We start from the raw sequence: 19,725 nt of genomic DNA, 5'->3' as shown, positions 1-19,725 counted from the left end.
GGGATGATGATGAATATTTTACTGGAAGAACTTCCCCATCAGGAACAGGCGTTAGCGGCGATTCTGGCGAGTTTCACCGGTATCGATCACGCGCAGGCCGATCATAATCACTATGCTAATCCGCTGATTAAGGAACGTTACGACGATAAGGCCAATATTGACGTTAAAATGGAGACCGGGACGGGCAAAACCTATGTCTATACCCGATTGATGTATGAACTGCATCAGAACTACGGGCTCTTCAAATTTGTGCTGGTGGTGCCGACGCCAGCCATTAAAGAAGGCGCGCGGAACTTTATCACCAGCGATTACGCCAGACAGCATTTTTCACAGTTCTACGAAAATACGCGGATGGAACTTTGCACCATTAACGCCGGTGATTTTAAAGTAAAGTCGGGGCGTAAAAATTTTCCGGCCCAGCTATTAAGTTTTACTGATGCCAGCCGTCGTGATAGCCATACGATTCAGGTTTTGCTGATCAATGCGCAAATGCTCAATTCCGCCAGTATGACGCGAGACGATTACGATCAAACGCTACTGGGCGGGCTGACGTCGCCTGTTAAAGGGCTGCAAATGACGCGACCGGTGGTCATTATTGATGAACCGCATCGTTTTGCGCGAGATAACAAATTTTATCGAGCGATTCAGGCTATTCAGCCGCAAATGATCGTCCGCTTTGGCGCTACCTTCCCGGATATTGTCGAAGGTAAGGGTAAAAATAAATGTGTACGTAAAGATTACTATCGCCGGCAACCGCAGTTTGATCTCAACGCGGTGGACAGTTTTAACGATGGTTTGGTGAAAGGTATTGATATTTATTACCCGAATCTCCCCGAAGAACAGGCCAACAATCGTTATATCGTTGACAGCGTCACGGCAAAGAAATTAATCCTCCGACGGGGGAGCAAAATTGCCGAGGTTGGCGTGGGCGAAAATCTCGCCGATGTCGATGCAGGATTTGAGGGCAGTATTGAATATGCCGGCAGTAAAATGTTGTCGAACGATCTGGAGTTGGAGGCAGGGATGGCGCTGGTGCCAGGAACCTTTGGCGCGAGCTACCAGGAACTGATTATTCAGGAAGCCATTGATAAGCATTTTGATACCGAGCAGGCAAATTTCTTACGCAGCAATGAGCCAGAAAATAATGCCCCGCGTATTAAGACCTTAAGCCTTTTCTTTATTGACAGTATTAAAAGCTATCGTGATGACGAAGGCTGGTTGAAAGTCACTTTTGAGCGTTTGCTGAAAAAGAAACTGACGCAACTGATTGACGATTATCAGCGCAAGACCCTGCCGCGAGAAGTGGAGTATCTGTCGTTTCTGCAGGCCACGCTCGCCAGCCTGCACTCGGATAACCAAAACGTCCACGCTGGTTACTTTGGCGAAGACCGCGGAAGCGGCGATGAGGCGATCCAGGCTGAGGTAGATGATATTCTGAAAAATAAAGAGAAGTTGCTCAGTTTTTCAGACCATCACGGCAACTGGGAAACGCGCCGCTTTCTGTTTTCAAAATGGACGCTTCGCGAAGGCTGGGATAACCCGAATGTTTTTGTCATTGCTAAATTACGTTCTTCCGGTAGCGAGTCGAGCAAAATTCAGGAAGTGGGGCGCGGCCTGCGGCTACCGGTAGATGAAAACGGCCATCGCGTTCATCAGGAAGAGTGGCCGTCCCGGCTGTCGTTTCTGATTGGTTATGATGAAAAAGCGTTTGCCAGTATGCTGGTTGATGAGATTAATCGCGACAGCAAAGTTCAGCTTAACGAGCAGAAACTGGATGAGGCGATGATCACACTCATCGTCACCGAGCGGCAAAAAGTCGATCCTGCGTTTACGGAGCTTCGTTTGCTGGAAGATCTGGATGATAAAAAACTGATCAATCGGAGTAATGAGTTTAAACCCAGCGTCACGCTTAACGGGGAAACCAAAAGTGGTTTTGCGTGGCTACTGGAGTTCTACCCTGAGCTGACGCAGGCGCGGGTGCGAGCGGATCGCATTCGTGACAATAAGCCCGCCTCCCGACTGCGAGTCAGGTTACGCAAAGAGAATTGGGAACAACTTAGCAGTATCTGGGAGCAGTTTTCCCGCCGTTATATGCTGCAATTCGAGCGTAGCGGCGCTTCTCTGGAACAGATTGCCGCCGAGGTGCTGCGCGATCCGTCGCTGTATATACGCCAGAAGCCAAGCCAGGTGCAACAACGGCTGGTATCGAATGAAGATAATGGCCGTTTTGAAGTGGCGCAGCGGGAAGGCGAATTAGCCGCCAGCGAATTTATGGCGGGCATGAAATATGGCCATTTTCTTAAGCAACTGGCGTTACGCACCAGTCTGCCGGTTAACGTCCTGCACCCGGTGTTAATGGCGATGCTGCGTGATGTTTTGCACGGAGATTCACGCTATTTAAGCGAGATCTCGTTGGACAATATGACCCGCGCATTACAGACGCGGATTAATGCGCATTTTGCGCAGCGCCACGATTATCTGCCTCTCGACTTCCAGGCTTCAACGTCGGTATTTGATTCCACGGCACGGCAGTTCAGAGAGGAGATTAGCGCTGAAATTGTGGGGAAAAATGTGGATGAGAATGCGATAGACGATCCTCGTTCTCTCTATCAAATACCGCCGTTGCGTTATGACAGCGTCGATCCAGAATTGCCGCTATTAAAATACGATTATCCGCAACAGGTTTCTGTGTTTGGCAAACTGCCTAAGCGGGCCATTCAGATCCCCAAATATACGGGGGGCTCTACTACGCCGGATTTTGTGTACCGTATTGAGCGTCAGGACGCCGACAGCGTTTATTTACTGGTTGAAACTAAAGCAGAAAATATGCGCGTAGGCGATCAGGTTATTCTTGATGCGCAACGTAAATTCTTCGATATGCTGCGTCGGCAAAATATTAATGTCGAGTTTGCGGAAGCGACCAGCGCGCCGGCGGTATTTTCTACGATCAATGGCTTGATTGAGGGGAAGGCAAACTAACGGGTTTGAATGGACCTTAACGGTTATCTTTTTGATAGACCATATAAAATGGCCGCCGCGCAGCGAGCGTTGCGGTCATTCTCCCTGTGCTAATCCCCCGTCCCGTAAACCGCGTTGACTTGAAGGTTATCGTTTTACGTCTATTCTTAACTTTCAGCTAAGCGTATTTTGCTGAAATTGCAAATAGTCTTGAAGACGCTGTTTTTTTGTTTTGCCGTTATTTTTATAACGGCCAGGTAGATATTGCCAAGTGAATGTAACTAAGGGAGACATGTTATGCTAAATAGATACTACCGTTTCGCTGTCGAAAAAGACGACCCCTCCGAAGCGCCAGAGTCGGGCGATAAGCCTGACAGCCAGCCGCAAAAAAAATCGTAATTTATCTGGATATTCCCCGACGTTTTTACGTTTGGGGAAAATAACCGTTTCGTTTCAACCTGGTTGCGAACAGTGAATATTTTACACGAAGTGACTATATATAAACGGGAGGGAACATGGAGTTTGATGCCTTCTTTTTAGCGAGACTCCAGTTTGCCTTTACCGTCTCTTTTCATATTATTTTCCCCGCGATTACGATTGGCTTAGCCAGTTACCTGGTGGTACTGGAAGGTTTATGGCTAAAAACGCGTAATCCTGTCTGGCGCTCGCTCTATCAGTTCTGGCTCAAAATTTTTGCCGTCAACTTCGGGATGGGCGTGGTCTCCGGTCTGGTCATGGCTTACCAGTTCGGAACGAACTGGAGCGGTTTCTCCCAGTTCGCCGGCAGTATCACCGGGCCTTTATTAACCTATGAAGTGCTCACCGCATTCTTCCTGGAAGCGGGATTCTTAGGCGTGATGCTTTTTGGCTGGAACAAAGTCGGGCCGGGCCTGCATTTCTTGTCTACCTGTATGGTGGCGTTGGGCACGTTAATGTCGACGTTCTGGATTCTGGCGTCTAACAGCTGGATGCATACCCCGCAGGGATTTGAAATTCATAACGGTCAGGTGGTCCCGGTGGACTGGTTCGCGGTGATTTTCAACCCGTCGTTCCCGTATCGCCTGTTGCATATGTCCGTTGCGGCGTTTTTAAGTAGCGCGATGTTTGTCGGCGCGTCCGCAGCCTGGCATTTACTGAAAGGTAACGATACGCCGGCTATCCGCCGTATGTTCTCGATGGCGTTATGGATGGCGGTCGTGGTGGCGCCCGTTCAGGCATTGATTGGCGATATGCATGGCCTTAACACCCTGAAGCATCAGCCGGTCAAAATCGCCGCGATTGAGGGGCACTGGGAAAATACGCCCGGCGAGCCAACGCCGCTTACGCTGGTAGGCTGGCCGGATATGGAGGCGGAACGGACCCGCTATGCGCTTGAGATCCCGGCGTTGGGCAGTCTGATCCTGACGCATAGCCTGGACAAACAGGTGCCTGCGCTAAAAGATTATCCCAAAGAGGATCGCCCCAACTCTACCGTGGTGTTCTGGTCTTTCCGTCTGATGGTGGGCATGGGCGTACTGATGATCTTCCTGGGGCTGGCCAGCCTGTGGCTACGCTACCGACGCCGACTGTATCATTCGCGGCCCTTTATGCACTTTGCGCTGTGGATGGGGCCGTCCGGGCTTATCGCCATCCTTGCCGGATGGGTGACGACTGAAGTAGGACGTCAGCCGTGGGTGGTCTATGGCCTGCTGCGAACGCGTGATGCGGTTTCCGCGCACAGCACCTTGCAGATGAGCATCAGTTTGCTGGCCTTCTTTGTGGTCTATTCCCTGGTCTTTGGGGTTGGCTATATTTATATGATTCGCCTTATCCAGAAAGGGCCGCAGCCGGCGGAGACACCGACCGCTGAAACCGATGGCAGACCCGCGCGTCCTATCTCTGCCGTGGGAGAATCGCTTGAGCAGGAGAAACGCGAATGACCATCGATCTTCCGGTTATCTGGTTTGCTATTATCGTGTTCGCCACGCTGATGTATATCGTGATGGATGGTTTCGATCTGGGCGTCGGTATCCTGTTTCCATTTATTCGCGATAAACACGATCGCGATGTTATGGTGAACTCAGTCGCGCCGGTATGGGACGGGAACGAAACCTGGCTGGTGCTGGGCGGGGCCGGGCTTTTTGGCGCGTTCCCGTTGGCTTATGCCGTCATCACCGACGCGCTGACTATCCCGCTGGTGGTTATGCTGCTTGGTCTTATCTTTCGCGGCGTCGCTTTTGAATTCCGTTTTAAAGCCACCGAGTCGCATCGCGCGTTCTGGGATAAATCCTTTATCGTCGGGTCAATCCTGGCGACCTTTGCCCAGGGAGTTGTGGTGGGCGCGGTGGTGAGCGGTTTTCAGGTGGAAGGGCGAACCTTTAGCGGTTCGCAGCTTGACTGGCTGACGCCGTTTAATCTGTTCTGCGGTGTCGGTCTGGTTGTCACCTACGCGCTGCTGGGCGCTACCTGGCTGATTATGAAAAGCGAAGATCCGCTGCATAGCCGGATGTGCGCGCTGTCGCGCCCGTTGTTGATCGTCTTGTTGTTGGTGATGGGAGGCGTCAGCGTGTGGACGCCGCTCACCCACGACGACATCGCCGAGCGCTGGTTCACGCAGCCCAATTTATACTACTTCCTGCCGGTGCCTGTGCTGGTGTTGGCTTTTAGCGTCTGGCTATGGCGCAGCGTGAAAAAACCAGAATCCCATGCGCGTCCATTTATTCTCACGCTAGGGTTGATTTTTCTGGGGTTCAGCGGGTTAGGCATCAGTATTTGGCCGAATATTATTCCACCGGATATTTCGTTGTATGCCGCCGCCGCGCCGCCGCAAAGTCAAAGCTTTATGCTGGTTGGGGCGCTGATAATCATCCCGATTATTCTGGCTTATACCTTCTGGAGCTACTACGTCTTCCGTGGAAAAGTGCGACATGGAGAGGGATATCACTGATGGTTAAAGTGAAAAAATGGTCGCGGCGAGTCGTATGGATGGTTGCGATATGGTGCGCCAGCGTGCTTCTGCTGGCGGGCGTCGGAATGTTATTCAGACTGCTCATGACCTCCGCAGGATTTCGCTCCTGACTGATACCCCCCGGACGCGCTTTCGTCGCTGGCGAAAGCGCGTTTTTATCGACAGATCGGCGTTTATCGATCACCTTTGCTCGCCTTATCTCTCCCCTCAATAGCGGTTGATAATTATTCTCATCTTTATTGTCGTTCCCGGGCCGCAGTGATATGGTTACACAGTGGCTAACGCTCTGGTATAACGCAGATAAACGGTATTGATAATGTCTCCGATCTCCTGTCACTCTTCCGCCGCCCCGGCGATGAAAAAGATCTTTTCCGTCAGCGATTTCATCGCGTTTGGCGAGCGTTATGGCATTGATTACCGCTTCCCTGCGTTACCGCAGTATACGCAGAGTAGTCCCGTACTTCATGGCGATATCGAAGAGATAGCGCTTCCCGGCGGGATTTGCATTACACGCTCGGATGTTCACGTGTTACAACCTTATGAAACCACCTCTCGCCATAGCAGTCCGCTGTATATGCTGGTGGTGCTGGAAGGTAACGTCGCGCTGGCTGTCAATGAGCAGACCTTTTTGTTGAGCGCGGGGATGGCGTTTTGCTCGCAACTGAGTGAGCAGCAGACGATACGCGCCCATCACGGCGCAGACAGTAAATTGCGCACCTTGTCGCTGGGAATGTACCCGGACGGCGGATGGCGGGAGCGTTTGCCTGTCTCGCTGGCAGACGAGTGGGAACATAGCGCAACCTCGGCGAGGGTCTGGCAGGTGCCGGAGTTTCTGCTTTCAGGGCTACGCTATGCGCAGCAGCTCGGACCTCATGCGGCGTCACGCCAGTTAATGCTGGAAGGCATCATGCTGCAATTGCTGGGCTATGCGCTAAATCTATGTCAGCCCGCAACGCAAAAACGCGGGCTTCCCGTCACCGGTGAATATCAGCGGCTGGAGCTCATTCGGCGTTTACTGGAGCAGACGCCGGAAAAAGCCTACACGCTGAACGAACTGGCGCGTCGGGCGGCAATGAGTCCAAGTAGCCTGCGGTGCAAGTTTCGCCATGCCTATGGGTGTACCGTGTTTGATTATCTGCGCGATTGCCGCCTGGCGCGCGCGCGTCGTTATCTGATGGAGGGATACAGCGTGCAGCAGGCCGCCTGGATGTCAGGCTATCAACATGCCACAAACTTTGCGACGGCATTTCGTCGGCGTTATGGCTGCTCGCCCGGCGAGCTGCGTGACGCGTCTCTGACGGCGTCCCGACACTGTGCGTAACGCGCCCCGCCAGAGCGGTAATATCCGCCGCTAACCCGGTTTTCTGCCGCTTTGGGTGATTTTTTATCATTGCGCATAGGCAATCTGGCGTTACGCATAGTGGTCCGTTATCTCTAAAGGGTAATAATTCTTATTTACAATAAAGATGCCTTTGGAGATGTTCATGTTTGCGACAACGCGTATGGCGCTATTGATAGGCGGAGCTATCGGCGGCGCGACTTTTCCTCTTTCTGCCCAGGAAACCACAAAAAATGATACCGTCATTGTCACCTCGCCCGTTCAGAGTGGCGCGACTAAGCTGGCGACGCCAGATATTGAAACGCCGCAGTCGGTATCCATTATTACCCGCCAGCAGTTTGAAGAGCAGGGCGCAACCAGCGTGCGTCAGGCGGTCAGCTACACCCCAGGCGTATACAGTAATCAGATAGGCGCCTCTAACCGCTTTGATTACATCGTATTGCGTGGTTTTTCGGACGGTAGTCTGGATAACGTCTATCTCGACGGGTTAAAAATGATGGGCGACACCAATTCGCACAGTTCGTTGGTGGTTGACCCCTGGTTTCTGGAAGATATCGAGGTGGTACGCGGCCCGGCGTCCGTTCTGTATGGACGTTCATCGCCAGGCGGCATTGTCGCGCTGACGTCGCGAAAACCGGCGTTTGATGCCGGGGGAGAGGTGAAGCTGTTTGCCGGCAATCACAACCAGCGCGGGGCGGCTTTTGATGTGACCGGCCCACTGGATGACAATGAACGTGTGGCGGCGCGTCTTAGCGGCATGACACGTTACGCCGATTCGCAGTTTACCCCCTTGAAAGAGGAACGTTATGCGCTGATGCCGAGCCTGACCTGGCGAATTACCGATCGGACGCGTCTTGATCTTATGGCCTATCTGCACCGTGATCCGGAAGGCGGTAGCCACTCCGGACTGCCTTATCAAGGCACGGTTGTACCTTATAACGGCGGAAAAATTTCTAACACTTTCTTTGAAGGTGAAGATGACTACGACAAATACGATCGCCGTGAAAATATGGTGGGTTATAACATTGAGCATCTGTTCGATAACGGCTGGTCGGTACGGCAAAAATTGCGCTATTTGCATACCAAAGTGACGTTGAATCAGGTCTATGCCGCAGGTTGGTTGAATGAAACGGCGCTGAATCGCGGCTATTCCGGCTCCGGGGAGAAAATGTCGGCTATCGCGCTGGATAATCAGCTTGACGGCAGCGTGGATACCGGGGCGATTAATCATCGTCTGCTGGTGGGGATCGATTATCAGGATCGCAGTAACCATACTACTGGCTATTATGGCGCGTTTCCGCCGATTGACGCTTTCAACCCTGTTTATGGCGCTCAGCCGGATTACATTACGTTGTATAGCCGTGAAAAACATAAGCTGCGGCAGACCGGATACTATTTACAGGATCAGATGTCATGGGATCGCTGGCGCTTTACGTTGGGCGGTCGTTACGATCGGGTCAGCGTGTCTAACATCGACAAACTTCATGATTCACGCAGCGATCTCGATAAAAACAACGTAAGCACCCGTGCCGCGTTGCTTTATCTGTTCGACAATGGCGTCGCCCCCTATCTCAGTTATTCTACCGCGTTTACGCCGACCAGCTTCGCCGACGAAAACGGCAATGTGCTGGAACCGATGAAAGGCAAGCAGTGGGAGGCGGGGGTAAAATACGAACCGCTGGGGGGGAACAGCCAGTTTAGCGCCGCCGTGTATCGTATTAACCAGACCAATATCGCGACCAAAGAAGAACCTACCGATCCGTACCGCTCGATTGGTGAAATTGAGTCTAAAGGGGTTGAACTGGAGGCCATTAGCCATTTGTCGGATAGCGTCCGTTTGCAGGCGGCGTATACCTATACTGATATCCGTTATAAGAAAAGTAGCCCGCAAGAGCAGGGTAAGCGCGCGGTTTATGCTCCACGAAACCAGGCCAGCGCCTGGCTAAGTTACGATGTGAAAAGCGGTCTGTTAGAGGGGCTGACTTTGGGCTCCGGCATTCGGTACGTCAACGGCGTGACCAGCGATCGCCTGAATACCCACACGTTGCCGTCCTATACACTGGTCGACATGGTGGTTGGGTATGATTTATCCAGCATTGGGTTAAATGGCTTGAGCGCCCAGCTCAACATAAATAATCTGACGGACAAACGCTATGTCGCTGCCTGTAATTCGCTCTCTTATTGTTATTTTGGCGCCGAGCGTAGCATTGTAGGCAGCGTGTCATGGGCGTTTTGATAACGCTTATCGTCCGGTAGCAAAGGCTACCGGGCAAACATTAGCGGTGCGTCACGCCTTCATAGAGAAGTCTGAGCGCAAACATCCCGATAATGGCGCCGATAACACGGCTGGCAATGCGCTGTATTCGTCCATAAGCGCGGCGGACTGCGGGGAGCGAAAAGGCCTGGCTGAGAAAAATACGCCAGATAACGGATGACAGCACAATTCCGGCCCAGGCCATTAACCTTGCCCATGTGGGCGTTTCTGCGCTAAGCGTTACGGAAAAAATACTGATAAAAAACAGTACGGTTTGCGGATTGGATAAATCGGTCATTAATCCCCGGCGAAAGAAAATTGTCCACGGGGCGGCAATCGGCGTCTGGAGCGTGCTCATTTGCGGCGTCGCCTGGTGGCGAATACTGTTCTAGGCGAACCATAATAAATAGGCCCCGCCGACAATTTTGATAAGAGAAAATACCGCTTCGCATTGCGTAATGAGCGTCGCCAGACCGAAAAGCCCCAGCCCGGAATAAAAGGCGTCTCCCGTGGCGACGCCCAGGCCGGTGATGACTCCCGCCCGGCGTCCTGATGCGAGGCTGGTTTGCACCACCACAAACAAATTCGCGCCGGGATTAAAAAAGGTTAACACAAACAGACTGACGGTAAGCACAACGGCATGAAACGGCTCCATAGGCAACTCTTCTCTTAGCCTCAAGAAATAACCTTCATCTTATTAATAGTCAAACCAGATGATTGCGAGTGAGATCACAAAGCAGGGGCGTTTTAATCCGCGTTGTTACGCCGACAGAGCGGGGGCTGACTGGATTTTTCCAGCAATCTACACTACTTATTTAATCAGTCCGAACGGCCTTTTTGTTCTGATAAAGCGATGATGGCGTAATAATAAAACGAGGGTTTTGCTATGAAAACTGGCTACAAGGTTATGCTTGGCGCATTAGCGTTTGTCGTGACAAACGTTTATGCCGCAGAAATCATGAAAAAAACGGACTTTGATAAAGTCGCCTCCGAATACACGAAAATTGGCACGATTTCCACCACCGGGGAAATGTCGCCGCTGGACGCCAGAGAAGATTTAATCAAAAAGGCGGATGAAAAAGGGGCGGATGTGGTGGTGCTGACGTCCGGGCAGACAGAAAATAAAATTCATGGTACGGCTGATATTTATAAAAAGAAATAAAAGCGTTGCATCATAAAAATACCCGCCTGGGTTTCCGGCGGGTATTTTTATTCCTGGCAACCGGCATCCGTTTTGCCGGATGACGGCCTGCAGTAAACGTAGCGCCATCAGGCATTCAGGACGCTGTCATTTGTCTTAATCACCCGACTGGTCTTTGGCACCTGCTTTTAAACGACGCCACAGAGTGGTGCGGCTAATCCCCAGATAACGCGCCGCCGCGGTCTTATCGCCCTTAAAGCGCGCCAGTACATCCTGTAACGTGTGCGCATCCACGGTTGAAGGCGTCAGTTCTGCTGTGTTCACCATAAGCTCAGGTAATAACTGCCGCATAAATTGCCTGTCCAGCGTTGGCGCGGGATCGACGCTTAAAAAAAGCGCCAGGCGCTCCATCATATTACGCAGTTCGCGAATATTACCGGGCCAGCGCCAGGCCAGCAAAAGCGGCTGACACTGTGTCAATCCATGACGTATCGATTCGGTAAACGGAATTTCCATCGCCGCCAGCGACTGTTTTAAAAAGCTTTCCGCCAGCGGCAAAATATCAGCCTGCCGCTCGCGCAAAGGAGGAAGCGTCAGACGCAGAATACTCAGGCGATAAAAGAGATCGGGGCGAAAACGTCCTTGCATTATTTCCCGATCCAGATCGCAATGCGTAGCGCTGATCACCCGGACATCCACCGGGATCGGCTGGTGTCCGCCGACGCGAGTGACGGCTTTTTCCTCCAGTACGCGCAAAAGTCGGGTTTGTAACGGCAAGGGCATTTCGCCGATTTCATCCAGAAACAGCGTGCCGCCGTGTGCGATTTCAAATAGCCCCGCCCGGCCTCCTCGTCGTGAACCGGTAAACGCACCCTCTTCATAACCAAACAGTTCCGCTTCCAGCAACGACTCGGTAATCGCGCCGCAATTGACGGCGACAAAGGGAGGGGATGGCTTATTCTGACGGTGAGGCTGGCGGTGAAAAAACGTCTGGTGAATCGCCTGCGCCGCCAGCTCTTTTCCGGTCCCTGTTTCCCCCTGAATCAGCACTGCAGCACGGGAGCGGGCATAGAGCGTAATCGTCTGGCGGAGCTGCTCCATTTGCGGCGACTGGCCGCGTATATCGCCCAGTTCATACCGGGTTTGTAATCCCTTGCCGGATGGGTAATCCACGCGCTGTCGCCGTGTCAGACGGGTCATATCCAGCGCATCATGAAAAGCCTGACGAACGGTCGCCGCGGAATAAATAAAGATGGCGGTCATACCCGCTTCTTCCGCCAGATCGGTAATTAATCCCGCGCCGACGACGGCCTCAATACCGTTGGCCTTAAGTTCGTTAATTTGCCCGCGCGCGTCCTCTTCGGTGACATAGCTTCGCTGTTCAAGACGGAGGTGAAACGTTTTCTGAAAGGCAAGTAAAGCCGGAATGGTCTCCTGATAGGTCACGATACCGATAGACGAGGTGAGCTTTCCCGCTTTCGCCAGCGCCTGTAATACATCGAATCCGCTGGGCTTGATGAGGATCACCGGTATTGACAGGCGACTTTTTAAATAGGCCCCGTTCGAACCCGCCGCGATAATCGCGTCGCAGCGCTCGGTCGCCAGTTTTTTGCGAATGTAGGTCACCGCCTTTTCAAAGCCGAGTTGAATAGGCGTGATGGTCGCCAGATGATCGAATTCCAGGCTGATATCCCGAAACAGTTCGAACAGACGCGTTACGGAGACCGTCCAGATCACCGGTTTATCGCTATTATCGCGCGGAGCGCTGTGAGCAGTCGTCATCGCAGTAGGTTCATCTTTAAGGGGCGATTTTTTGTTTTAAACGTGTTTCATAAATGTTGCAATGAAACGGAGCGATTCGTTTCATGAAACGTTAGCTGACACGTTTTTCTTTTCCCTTAATCGCGCTTATTCATAACAGGAATAACTGTAATTACCTGTTTTTAAATCTCATTGTATTTAATTTTCTCGCAGCCTCTTTGCCTGGCATAGCCTTTGCTTTGGTGAATACATTCTGAGTAACAATTTACTAACATGAGGACGAGATATGTCTTTACATTCGCCGGGGCAGGCATTTCGCGCCGCGCTCGCTAAAGAGAATCCATTACAAATTGTCGGCGCTATTAATGCCAACCATGCTCTGTTGGCCCAACGGGCCGGGTATCAGGCTATCTATCTTTCTGGCGGCGGCGTAGCGGCGGGCTCGCTCGGACTGCCGGATCTGGGGATTTCTACGCTGGATGATGTGTTAACCGATATCCGGCGCATCACGGATGTTTGCCCGCTGCCGCTGTTGGTGGATGCGGATATTGGCTTTGGCTCCTCCGCCTTTAATGTCGCGCGGACGGTAAAGTCCATAGCCAAAGCGGGCGCCGCCGCGCTGCATATTGAAGACCAGGTTGGCGCTAAGCGCTGTGGACACCGTCCAAACAAAGCGATCGTCTCGAAAGAGGAGATGGTAGACAGAATTCGGGCGGCAGTGGATGCGCGCACCGATCCGAACTTTGTGATCATGGCGCGTACCGATGCGCTGGCGGTGGAAGGGCTGGAGGCGGCTCTCGATCGCGCGCAGGCTTACGTGGACGCGGGGGCTGACATGCTGTTCCCGGAGGCGATCACCGAACTGTCGATGTACCGCCAGTTCGCCGACGTGGCGCAGGTGCCGATCCTCGCCAACATCACTGAGTTTGGCGCGACGCCGCTGTTTACGACCGACGAGTTGCGCAGCGCACACGTGGCGATGGCGCTCTATCCGCTGTCGGCGTTTCGCGCCATGAACCGCGCCGCAGAAAAAGTCTATACCGTGCTGCGCCAGGAAGGGACACAAAAGAACGTGATCGACATCATGCAGACCCGCAACGAGCTGTACGAAAGCATCAATTACTACCAGTTCGAAGAGAAGCTGGACGCGCTGTACAGGAATAAAAAATCGTAGCCTGTAGGCCTGATAAGGCGAAGGCGCCATCAGGCAATGCCGGATGGCACTACGTTTATCCGGCCTACACGCCTCAATATCCTACACATTAAAAAAATGACGAGGACAATATGACAGACACGACGATCCTGCAAAACAACACGCATGTCATTAAGCCTAAAAAATCGGTCGCGCTTTCCGGCGTACCTGCCGGAAATACCGCTCTGTGTACCGTGGGAAAAAGCGGTAACGATCTGCACTATCGCGGTTACGACATTCTCGATCTGGCGGAGCACTGCGAATTTGAAGAAGTCGCGCATTTACTGATCCACGGAAAATTACCGACCCGCGACGAGCTGAACGCGTATAAAAGCAAGTTAAAAGCGCTGCGCGGATTACCCGCCAATGTCCGTACCGTTCTGGAAGCGTTACCGGCGGCCTCGCACCCGATGGACGTGATGCGTACCGGCGTTTCTGCGCTGGGCTGCACCCTGCCGGAAAAAGAGGGACATACCGTCTCCGGCGCGCGCGATATTGCCGATAAGCTGTTGGCCTCGCTCAGCTCTATCCTTCTTTACTGGTATCACTACAGCCACAACGGCGAACGTATTCAGCCGGAAACCGACGATGATTCCATCGGCGGCCATTTCCTGCATCTGCTGCATGGTGAAAAGCCAACCCAAAGCTGGGAAAAGGCGATGCATATTTCGCTGGTGCTGTATGCCGAGCATGAGTTCAACGCCTCGACGTTTACCAGCCGGGTGATTGCCGGGACCGGCTCGGATGTTTACTCCGCGATTATCGGCGCGATTGGCGCGCTGCGCGGCCCGAAACACGGCGGGGCGAATGAGGTGTCGCTGGAAATTCAACAGCGTTATGAAACGCCGGACGAGGCAGAGGCGGATATCCGTAAACGCGTGGAAAACAAAGAGGTGGTGATTGGCTTTGGACATCCGGTTTACACCATCGCCGACCCGCGCCATCAGGTGATCAAACGGGTGGCGAAACAGCTTTCAGAAGAAGGCGGCTCGCTGAAGATGTACCACATCGCCGACCGTCTGGAAACGGTGATGTGGGAGACCAAAAAGATGTTCCCGAATCTCGACTGGTTTTCGGCGGTCTCCTACAACATGATGGGCGTCCCTACCGAAATGTTCACCCCGCTGTTTGTCATCGCCCGCGTTACCGGCTGGGCGGCGCACATTATTGAACAGCGTCAGGACAACAAAATTATTCGCCCCTCTGCCAACTATACCGGGCCGGAAGATCGTCCGTTTGTCTCGATAGACGATCGTTGCTAACTCACTCTTATTAAAAATAAAACGCAGGAAACGTACCCTATGTCTACCCAAGAACTGAACATCCGCCCAGACTTTGACCGTGAAATCGTTGATATCGTTGATTACGTTATGAATTACGACATCACCTCAAAGGTGGCGTACGACACCGCGCATTACTGCCTGCTCGACACGCTCGGCTGTGGTCTGGAAGCGCTGGAATACCCGGCCTGTAAAAAATTGCTTGGGCCAATCGTGCCAGGCACGGTGGTGCCCAACGGCGCACGCGTGCCGGGCACCCAGTTTCAGCTCGATCCGGTACAGGCAGCCTTTAACATTGGCGCGATGATCCGCTGGCTCGATTTTAACGATACCTGGCTTGCCGCCGAGTGGGGCCATCCTTCTGATAACCTCGGCGGTATTCTGGCGACGGCTGACTGGCTGTCACGCAACGCCGTCGCCGCCGGCAAAGCGCCGCTGACCATGAAACAGGTATTGAGCGGGATGATCAAAGCCCATGAAATTCAGGGCTGCATCGCGCTGGAAAACGCCTTCAACCGTGTCGGGCTTGACCATGTGCTGCTGGTGAAAGTGGCCTCGACTGCGGTGGTCGCTGAAATGCTGGGGCTGACGCGCGATGAGATCCTCAACGCGGTATCGTTGGCGTGGGTCGACGGCCAGTCGCTGCGTACCTATCGTCATGCGCCGAATACCGGTACGCGCAAATCCTGGGCGGCGGGAGATGCGACTTCGCGCGCGGTACGTCTGGCGCTGATGGCGAAAACCGGCGAGATGGGCTATCCCTCGGCGCTCACCGCCAAAACCTGGGGCTTCTACGACGTTTCATTCAAAGGTGAAACGTTCCGTTTCCAGCGTCCTTACGGCTCCTACGTGATGGAAAACGTGCTATTCAAAATTTCTTTCCCGGCCGAATTCCACTCGCAAACCGCCGTCGAAGCGGCGATGACGCTGTACGAGCAGATGCAGGCCGCGGGCAAAACGGCAGCGGATATCGAGAAAGTGACCATCCGTACCCACGAAGCCTGTCTTCGCATTATCGATAAAAAAGGCCCACTCAATAACCCGGCGGACCGCGATCACTGTATCCAGTATATGGTCGCCGTGCCGCTGCTGTTCGGACGGTTAACCGCGGCGGATTATGAAGATGAGGTGGCGCAGGACAAGCGTATTGACGCCCTGCGCGAGAAAATCGTGTGTTATGAGGACCCGGCTTTTACCGCCGACTATCACGACCCGGAAAAACGAGCTATCGGCAATGCGATCACCGTGGAGTTTACTGATGGCTCACGCTTTGGCGAGGTTGTCGTGGAGTATCCGATTGGTCATGCGCGTCGCCGCGCCGACGGTATTCCGAAGCTTATCGAAAAATTTAAAATTAACCTGGCGCGTCAGTTCCCGACTCGCCAGCAGCAACGCATTCTGGATGTCTCCCTGGACAGAGCCCGCCTGGAGCAGATGCCGGTTAACGAATACCTCGATTTATATGTCATCTGAACCAGCCAGCAGTAAGGCGTAAGTTCAACAGGAGAGCGTGATGTCTTTTAGCGAATTTTATCAGCGTTCCATTAACGAACCGGAGGCGTTCTGGGCCGAGCAGGCCCGACGTATCGACTGGCGACAGCCGTTTACGCAGACGCTGGATCATAGCCGTCCACCGTTTGCCCGCTGGTTTTGCGGCGGCACTACTAACTTATGTCATAACGCCGTTGACCGCTGGCTGGATAAACAGCCGGAGGCGCTGGCGCTGATTGCCGTCTCATCAGAGACCGATGAAGAGCGTACATTTACCTTCAGCCAGTTGCATGATGAAGTCAACGCTGTGGCCGCCATGTTGCTGTCGCTGGGCGTGCAGCGTGGCGATCGCGTATTGGTCTATATGCCGATGATTGCCGAAGCGCAGATAACGCTGCTGGCCTGCGCGCGCATTGGCGCGATCCATTCGGTGGTCTTTGGCGGTTTTGCCTCGCACAGCGTGGCGGCGCGGATTGACGATGCCAGACCGGCGCTGATTGTGTCGGCGGATGCCGGAGCGCGGGGCGGTAAAATCCTGCCGTATAAAAAGCTGCTCGATGACGCTATTGCGCAGGCGCAGCATCAGCCGAAACACGTTCTGCTGGTGGACAGAGGGCTGGCGAAAATGGCGTGGGTGGATGGGCGCGATCTGGATTTTGCCACGTTGCGCCAGCAGCATCTCGGCGCGAGCGTGCCGGTGGAGTGGCTGGAATCCAATGAAACCTCATGCATTCTTTACACCTCCGGCACTACCGGCAAACCGAAAGGCGTCCAGCGCGACGTCGGCGGTTATGCGGTGGCGCTGGCAACCTCGATGGACACCATTTTTGGCGGCAAGGCGGGCGGCGTATTCTTTTGCGCATCGGATATCGGCTGGGTCGTCGGCCACTCCTATATCGTTTACGCGCCGCTGCTGGCAGGCATGGCGACTATTGTTTACGAAGGACTGCCGACGTACCCGGACTGCGGGGTCTGGTGGAAAATTGTCGAGAAATACCAGGTTAACCGGATGTTTTCCGCCCCGACCGCGATTCGCGTGCTGAAAAAATTCCCGACGGCGCAAATCCGCAATCACGATCTCTCCTCGCTGGAGGCGCTTTATCTGGCCGGTGAGCCGCTGGACGAGCCGACGGCCAGTTGGGTGACGGAGACGCTGGGTGTGCCGGTTATCGACAATTATTGGCAGACGGAGTCCGGCTGGCCGATCATGGCGCTGGCGCGTGCGCTGGATGACAGGCCGCCGCGTCTGGGAAGTCCCGGGGTGCCGATGTACGGTTATAACGTCCAGCTACTCAATGAAGTCACCGGCGAGCCCTGCGGCATAAATGAAAAGGGGATGCTGGTGATCGAGGGGCCGCTGCCGCCGGGCTGTATTCAGACTATTTGGGGCGACGATGCGCGTTTTGTGAAGACTTACTGGTCGCTGTTTAACCGTCAGGTTTATGCCACTTTCGACTGGGGGATCCGCGACGCCGAGGGGTATTACTTTATTCTGGGCCGTACCGATGATGTGATTAATATTGCGGGTCATCGGCTGGGGACGCGAGAAATAGAAGAAAGTATCTCCAGCTACCCGAACGTAGCGGAAGTGGCGGTAGTGGGGATAAAAGACGCTCTGAAAGGGCAGGTAGCGGTGGCGTTTGTCATTCCGAAGCAGAGCGATACGCTGGCGGATCGCGAGGCGGCGCGCGATGAGGAAAACGCGATTATGGCGCTGGTGGACAACCAGATCGGTCACTTTGGTCGTCCGGCGCATGTCTGGTTTGTCTCGCAGCTTCCCAAAACGCGTTCCGGAAAGATGCTTCGCCGCACGATCCAGGCGATCTGCGAAGGCCGCGATCCGGGCGATCTGACAACCATTGACGATCTCGCGTCGTTGCAGCAAATTCGCCAGGCGATCGAGGAATAGCCGTAAGCCGGATAAGCCGCGTCCGGCAACGGGTCAGGCTCAGCGACTGAATAGTGGGGTGTAACGTCGGGAAAGGGCGGCAGCGCGCCGCCCTGTAACAGAATTAACGCAGAATATTTTTCTCAGCCAGATCCAGTGCGAAGTAGCTGAAAATCAAATCGGCGCCGGCGCGTTTAATCGAGCCCAGACTTTCCAGCACGACCTTTTCTTCATCGATGGCGCCAGCCATAGCAGCAAATTTAATCATGGCGTATTCACCGCTCACCTGGTAAGCGCCAAGCGGCAACTCTGTGCGTTCGCGGATTTCACGCAGCACGTCCAGATACGCGCCGGCCGGTTTCACCATTAAGCAATCCGCGCCCTGGGCTTCGTCGAGCAGTGATTCACGAATCGCTTCACGGCGGTTCATCGGATTCATTTGATACGTTTTGCGGTCGCCTTTTAACGCGGTACCCGCTGCTTCACGGAAGGGGCCGTAGAAAGAAGAGGCGAACTTAGTGGAGTAGGACATTATTGCCGTATCGGTAAAACCGGCGGCATCCAACGCCTGGCGGATAGCCTGGACTTGTCCATCCATGGCCGCGGAGGGCGCAATAAAATCTGCTCCAGCCGCCGCCGCGACAACGGCCTGCTTGCCGAGGTTGGCCAGCGTCGCGTCGTTATCCACACCGTGTTCGCACAACACGCCGCAGTGGCCGTGCGAGGTGTATTCGCAGAAGCAGGTGTCGGACATGACGATCATCTCCGGTACGGTTTGCTTACAGATGCGGGACATTCTTGCCACCAGGCCGTCTTCTTTCCAGGTATCGCTGCCGGTGTCATCAGTATGGTGAGAAATGCCGAAGGTCATAACGGAACGAATGCCAGCATTTGCGATACGTTCAATCTCTCGCGCCAGCTGCTTTTCCGGGATACGCATTACGCCGGGCATGGCATCAATAGCTTTGTAATCGTCGAGTTCTTCTTCAACAAAGATCGGCAACACCAGGTCGTTCAGGCTAAGTGTTGTCTCTTCAAACATAGCGCGCAGCGCAGCGGATTTGCGCAGGCGGCGAGGGCGATGGATAAGGTCTGTCATGGTCTGCCTGATGTTTGTGGAATCGAAGGCCCAGTATACCTGAATCTGCAGGCAGATGTTTTACGAAAACGGTCCTTAACGTAGCAGGCGCAGCCCCGGCTGCGGCAGAACATGGCGCTTCTTTTATATACTGAAGATTAATACCTCAGGCACTATATCATTTTAAATAAGAATTAGTTTTACGTTGTTTTTAGTTTTATTTCATCGTCATTTAAGTAAATGAGGGTTTTAACATTATTCATGTTTATTTTGTTTTTCTTTAATCCATATTTATATTATATGTATTTTGTTTTTTTGTTTTCTTGTAAGGTCATGAAAAAGAATGCTTTTCAATTATAAAACTTCCTTTTATTACGTCTTTTTAATTCATGTCCG

The 19,725-nt window shown here is 53.3% G+C and carries 14 protein-coding genes and 2 pseudogenes; 13 read left to right on the top strand and 3 right to left on the bottom strand.

All coding sequences use genetic code 11. The features are described 5' to 3' along the window. Positions 1–6 precede the first annotated feature (6 nt). The 8 genes and pseudogenes from NA330_RS12215 to foxA all read left to right on the top strand — a co-directional run bounded on the left by NA330_RS12215 (position 7) and on the right by foxA (position 9,480). Positions 7–2,979, top strand: coding sequence for a type III restriction-modification system endonuclease (locus NA330_RS12215; RefSeq protein ID WP_077943763.1), 2,973 nt, complete (start codon positions 7–9; stop codon positions 2,977–2,979). A 276-nt stretch (positions 2,980–3,255) separates the two neighbouring features. Continuing rightward, positions 3,256–3,357 (top strand): small effector SsaA, encoded by a 102-nt coding sequence (ssaA, locus tag NA330_RS12210; protein ID WP_000934834.1) that lies wholly within the window; start codon positions 3,256–3,258, stop codon positions 3,355–3,357. Positions 3,358–3,473: 116 nt separating this feature from the next. Beyond that, positions 3,474–4,877 (top strand): cytochrome ubiquinol oxidase subunit I, encoded by a 1,404-nt coding sequence (locus NA330_RS12205; protein ID WP_000393711.1) that lies wholly within the window; start codon positions 3,474–3,476, stop codon positions 4,875–4,877. Continuing rightward, positions 4,874–5,884, top strand: a complete 1,011-nt coding sequence (cydB, locus tag NA330_RS12200; RefSeq protein WP_023242207.1) for a cytochrome d ubiquinol oxidase subunit II — start codon at positions 4,874–4,876, stop codon at positions 5,882–5,884. Before NA330_RS12205 ends, cydB begins: the two co-directional genes overlap by 4 nt. Beyond that, a complete protein-coding gene (locus NA330_RS12195) occupies positions 5,830–6,015 on the top strand; it encodes a DUF2474 domain-containing protein (RefSeq protein WP_305954967.1) in 186 nt (61 codons plus the stop codon). Before cydB ends, NA330_RS12195 begins: the two co-directional genes overlap by 55 nt. Next, a pseudogene (locus NA330_RS12190) lies at positions 5,934–6,126 on the top strand (hypothetical protein). The gene NA330_RS12195 and the pseudogene NA330_RS12190 overlap by 82 nt, the downstream one beginning before the upstream one ends. A 95-nt stretch (positions 6,127–6,221) precedes the next feature. Continuing rightward, the gene (gene foxR, locus NA330_RS12185; RefSeq protein WP_023242206.1) at positions 6,222–7,226 is read left to right on the top strand and encodes a ferrioxamine uptake transcriptional regulator FoxR; all 1,005 of its coding nucleotides are present in this window, start codon (positions 6,222–6,224) and stop codon (positions 7,224–7,226) included. Between the two features lie 145 nt (positions 7,227–7,371). After that, positions 7,372–9,480, top strand: a complete 2,109-nt coding sequence (foxA, locus tag NA330_RS12180; protein ID WP_107973997.1) for a ferrioxamine B receptor FoxA — start codon at positions 7,372–7,374, stop codon at positions 9,478–9,480. A 40-nt stretch (positions 9,481–9,520) separates the two neighbouring features. Here the strand turns inward: foxA and NA330_RS12175 are convergent. Beyond that, positions 9,521–10,153, bottom strand: a pseudogene (locus tag NA330_RS12175) (LysE family transporter). Positions 10,154–10,384: 231 nt separating this feature from the next. Here NA330_RS12175 and yahO point away from each other — a divergent pair. Further along, positions 10,385–10,660, top strand: coding sequence for a DUF1471 family periplasmic protein YahO (gene yahO, locus NA330_RS12170; protein ID WP_000848026.1), 276 nt, complete (start codon positions 10,385–10,387; stop codon positions 10,658–10,660). A gap of 135 nt (positions 10,661–10,795) precedes the next feature. Here the strand turns inward: yahO and prpR are convergent, their stop codons facing one another. Further along, the gene (gene prpR, locus NA330_RS12165; RefSeq protein WP_023242204.1) at positions 10,796–12,421 is read right to left on the bottom strand and encodes a propionate catabolism operon regulatory protein PrpR; all 1,626 of its coding nucleotides are present in this window, start codon (positions 12,419–12,421) and stop codon (positions 10,796–10,798) included. A 265-nt stretch (positions 12,422–12,686) separates the two neighbouring features. Between prpR and prpB the strand changes: the two genes are divergently transcribed. The 4 genes from prpB to prpE all read left to right on the top strand — a co-directional run bounded on the left by prpB (position 12,687) and on the right by prpE (position 18,272). Next, on the top strand, positions 12,687–13,574 hold the full coding sequence (prpB, locus tag NA330_RS12160; RefSeq protein WP_000052221.1) for a methylisocitrate lyase: 888 nt from the start codon (positions 12,687–12,689) through the stop codon (positions 13,572–13,574). 110 nt (positions 13,575–13,684) lie between these two features. Then, positions 13,685–14,854 (top strand): bifunctional 2-methylcitrate synthase/citrate synthase, encoded by a 1,170-nt coding sequence (prpC, locus tag NA330_RS12155; RefSeq protein WP_000132749.1) that lies wholly within the window; start codon positions 13,685–13,687, stop codon positions 14,852–14,854. Positions 14,855–14,893: 39 nt separating this feature from the next. After that, positions 14,894–16,345, top strand: a complete 1,452-nt coding sequence (locus tag NA330_RS12150; protein WP_000107068.1) for a bifunctional 2-methylcitrate dehydratase/aconitate hydratase — start codon at positions 14,894–14,896, stop codon at positions 16,343–16,345. Between the two features lie 40 nt (positions 16,346–16,385). Continuing rightward, on the top strand, positions 16,386–18,272 hold the full coding sequence (gene prpE, locus NA330_RS12145; protein WP_023242203.1) for a propionate--CoA ligase: 1,887 nt from the start codon (positions 16,386–16,388) through the stop codon (positions 18,270–18,272). Between the two features lie 103 nt (positions 18,273–18,375). Here prpE and hemB read toward each other — a convergent pair whose 3' ends face one another. Beyond that, positions 18,376–19,350, bottom strand: a complete 975-nt coding sequence (gene hemB, locus NA330_RS12140) for a porphobilinogen synthase (protein ID WP_000130728.1) — start codon at positions 19,348–19,350, stop codon at positions 18,376–18,378. Positions 19,351–19,725 lie beyond the last annotated feature (375 nt).

This window comes from Salmonella sp. NW722 (assembly GCF_051702785.1).
Classification (GTDB): Bacteria; Pseudomonadota; Gammaproteobacteria; order Enterobacterales; family Enterobacteriaceae; genus Salmonella; species Salmonella enterica.
The sequence above is the reverse complement of the archived record's forward strand: the minus strand, read 5'-3'. Positions and strand labels throughout refer to the sequence as shown.

Bases quoted from the DNA above. Each gene is read 5' to 3' on its own strand.
- foxA (WP_107973997.1), top strand. From the start codon at position 7,372: ATGCCTTTGGAGATGTTCATGTTTGCGACAACGCGTATGGCGCTATTG.
- prpE (WP_023242203.1), top strand. From the start codon at position 16,386: ATGTCTTTTAGCGAATTTTATCAGCGTTCCATTAACGAACCGGAGGCG.
- NA330_RS12215 (WP_077943763.1), top strand. From the start codon at position 7: ATGATGAATATTTTACTGGAAGAACTTCCCCATCAGGAACAGGCGTTA.
- NA330_RS12150 (WP_000107068.1), top strand. From the start codon at position 14,894: ATGTCTACCCAAGAACTGAACATCCGCCCAGACTTTGACCGTGAAATC.
- NA330_RS12205 (WP_000393711.1), top strand. From the start codon at position 3,474: ATGGAGTTTGATGCCTTCTTTTTAGCGAGACTCCAGTTTGCCTTTACC.
- prpC (WP_000132749.1), top strand. From the start codon at position 13,685: ATGACAGACACGACGATCCTGCAAAACAACACGCATGTCATTAAGCCT.
- hemB (WP_000130728.1), bottom strand. From the start codon at position 19,350: ATGACAGACCTTATCCATCGCCCTCGCCGCCTGCGCAAATCCGCTGCG.
- prpR (WP_023242204.1), bottom strand. From the start codon at position 12,421: ATGACGACTGCTCACAGCGCTCCGCGCGATAATAGCGATAAACCGGTG.
- foxR (WP_023242206.1), top strand. From the start codon at position 6,222: ATGTCTCCGATCTCCTGTCACTCTTCCGCCGCCCCGGCGATGAAAAAG.
- prpB (WP_000052221.1), top strand. From the start codon at position 12,687: ATGTCTTTACATTCGCCGGGGCAGGCATTTCGCGCCGCGCTCGCTAAA.
- yahO (WP_000848026.1), top strand. From the start codon at position 10,385: ATGAAAACTGGCTACAAGGTTATGCTTGGCGCATTAGCGTTTGTCGTG.
- ssaA (WP_000934834.1), top strand. From the start codon at position 3,256: ATGCTAAATAGATACTACCGTTTCGCTGTCGAAAAAGACGACCCCTCC.
- cydB (WP_023242207.1), top strand. From the start codon at position 4,874: ATGACCATCGATCTTCCGGTTATCTGGTTTGCTATTATCGTGTTCGCC.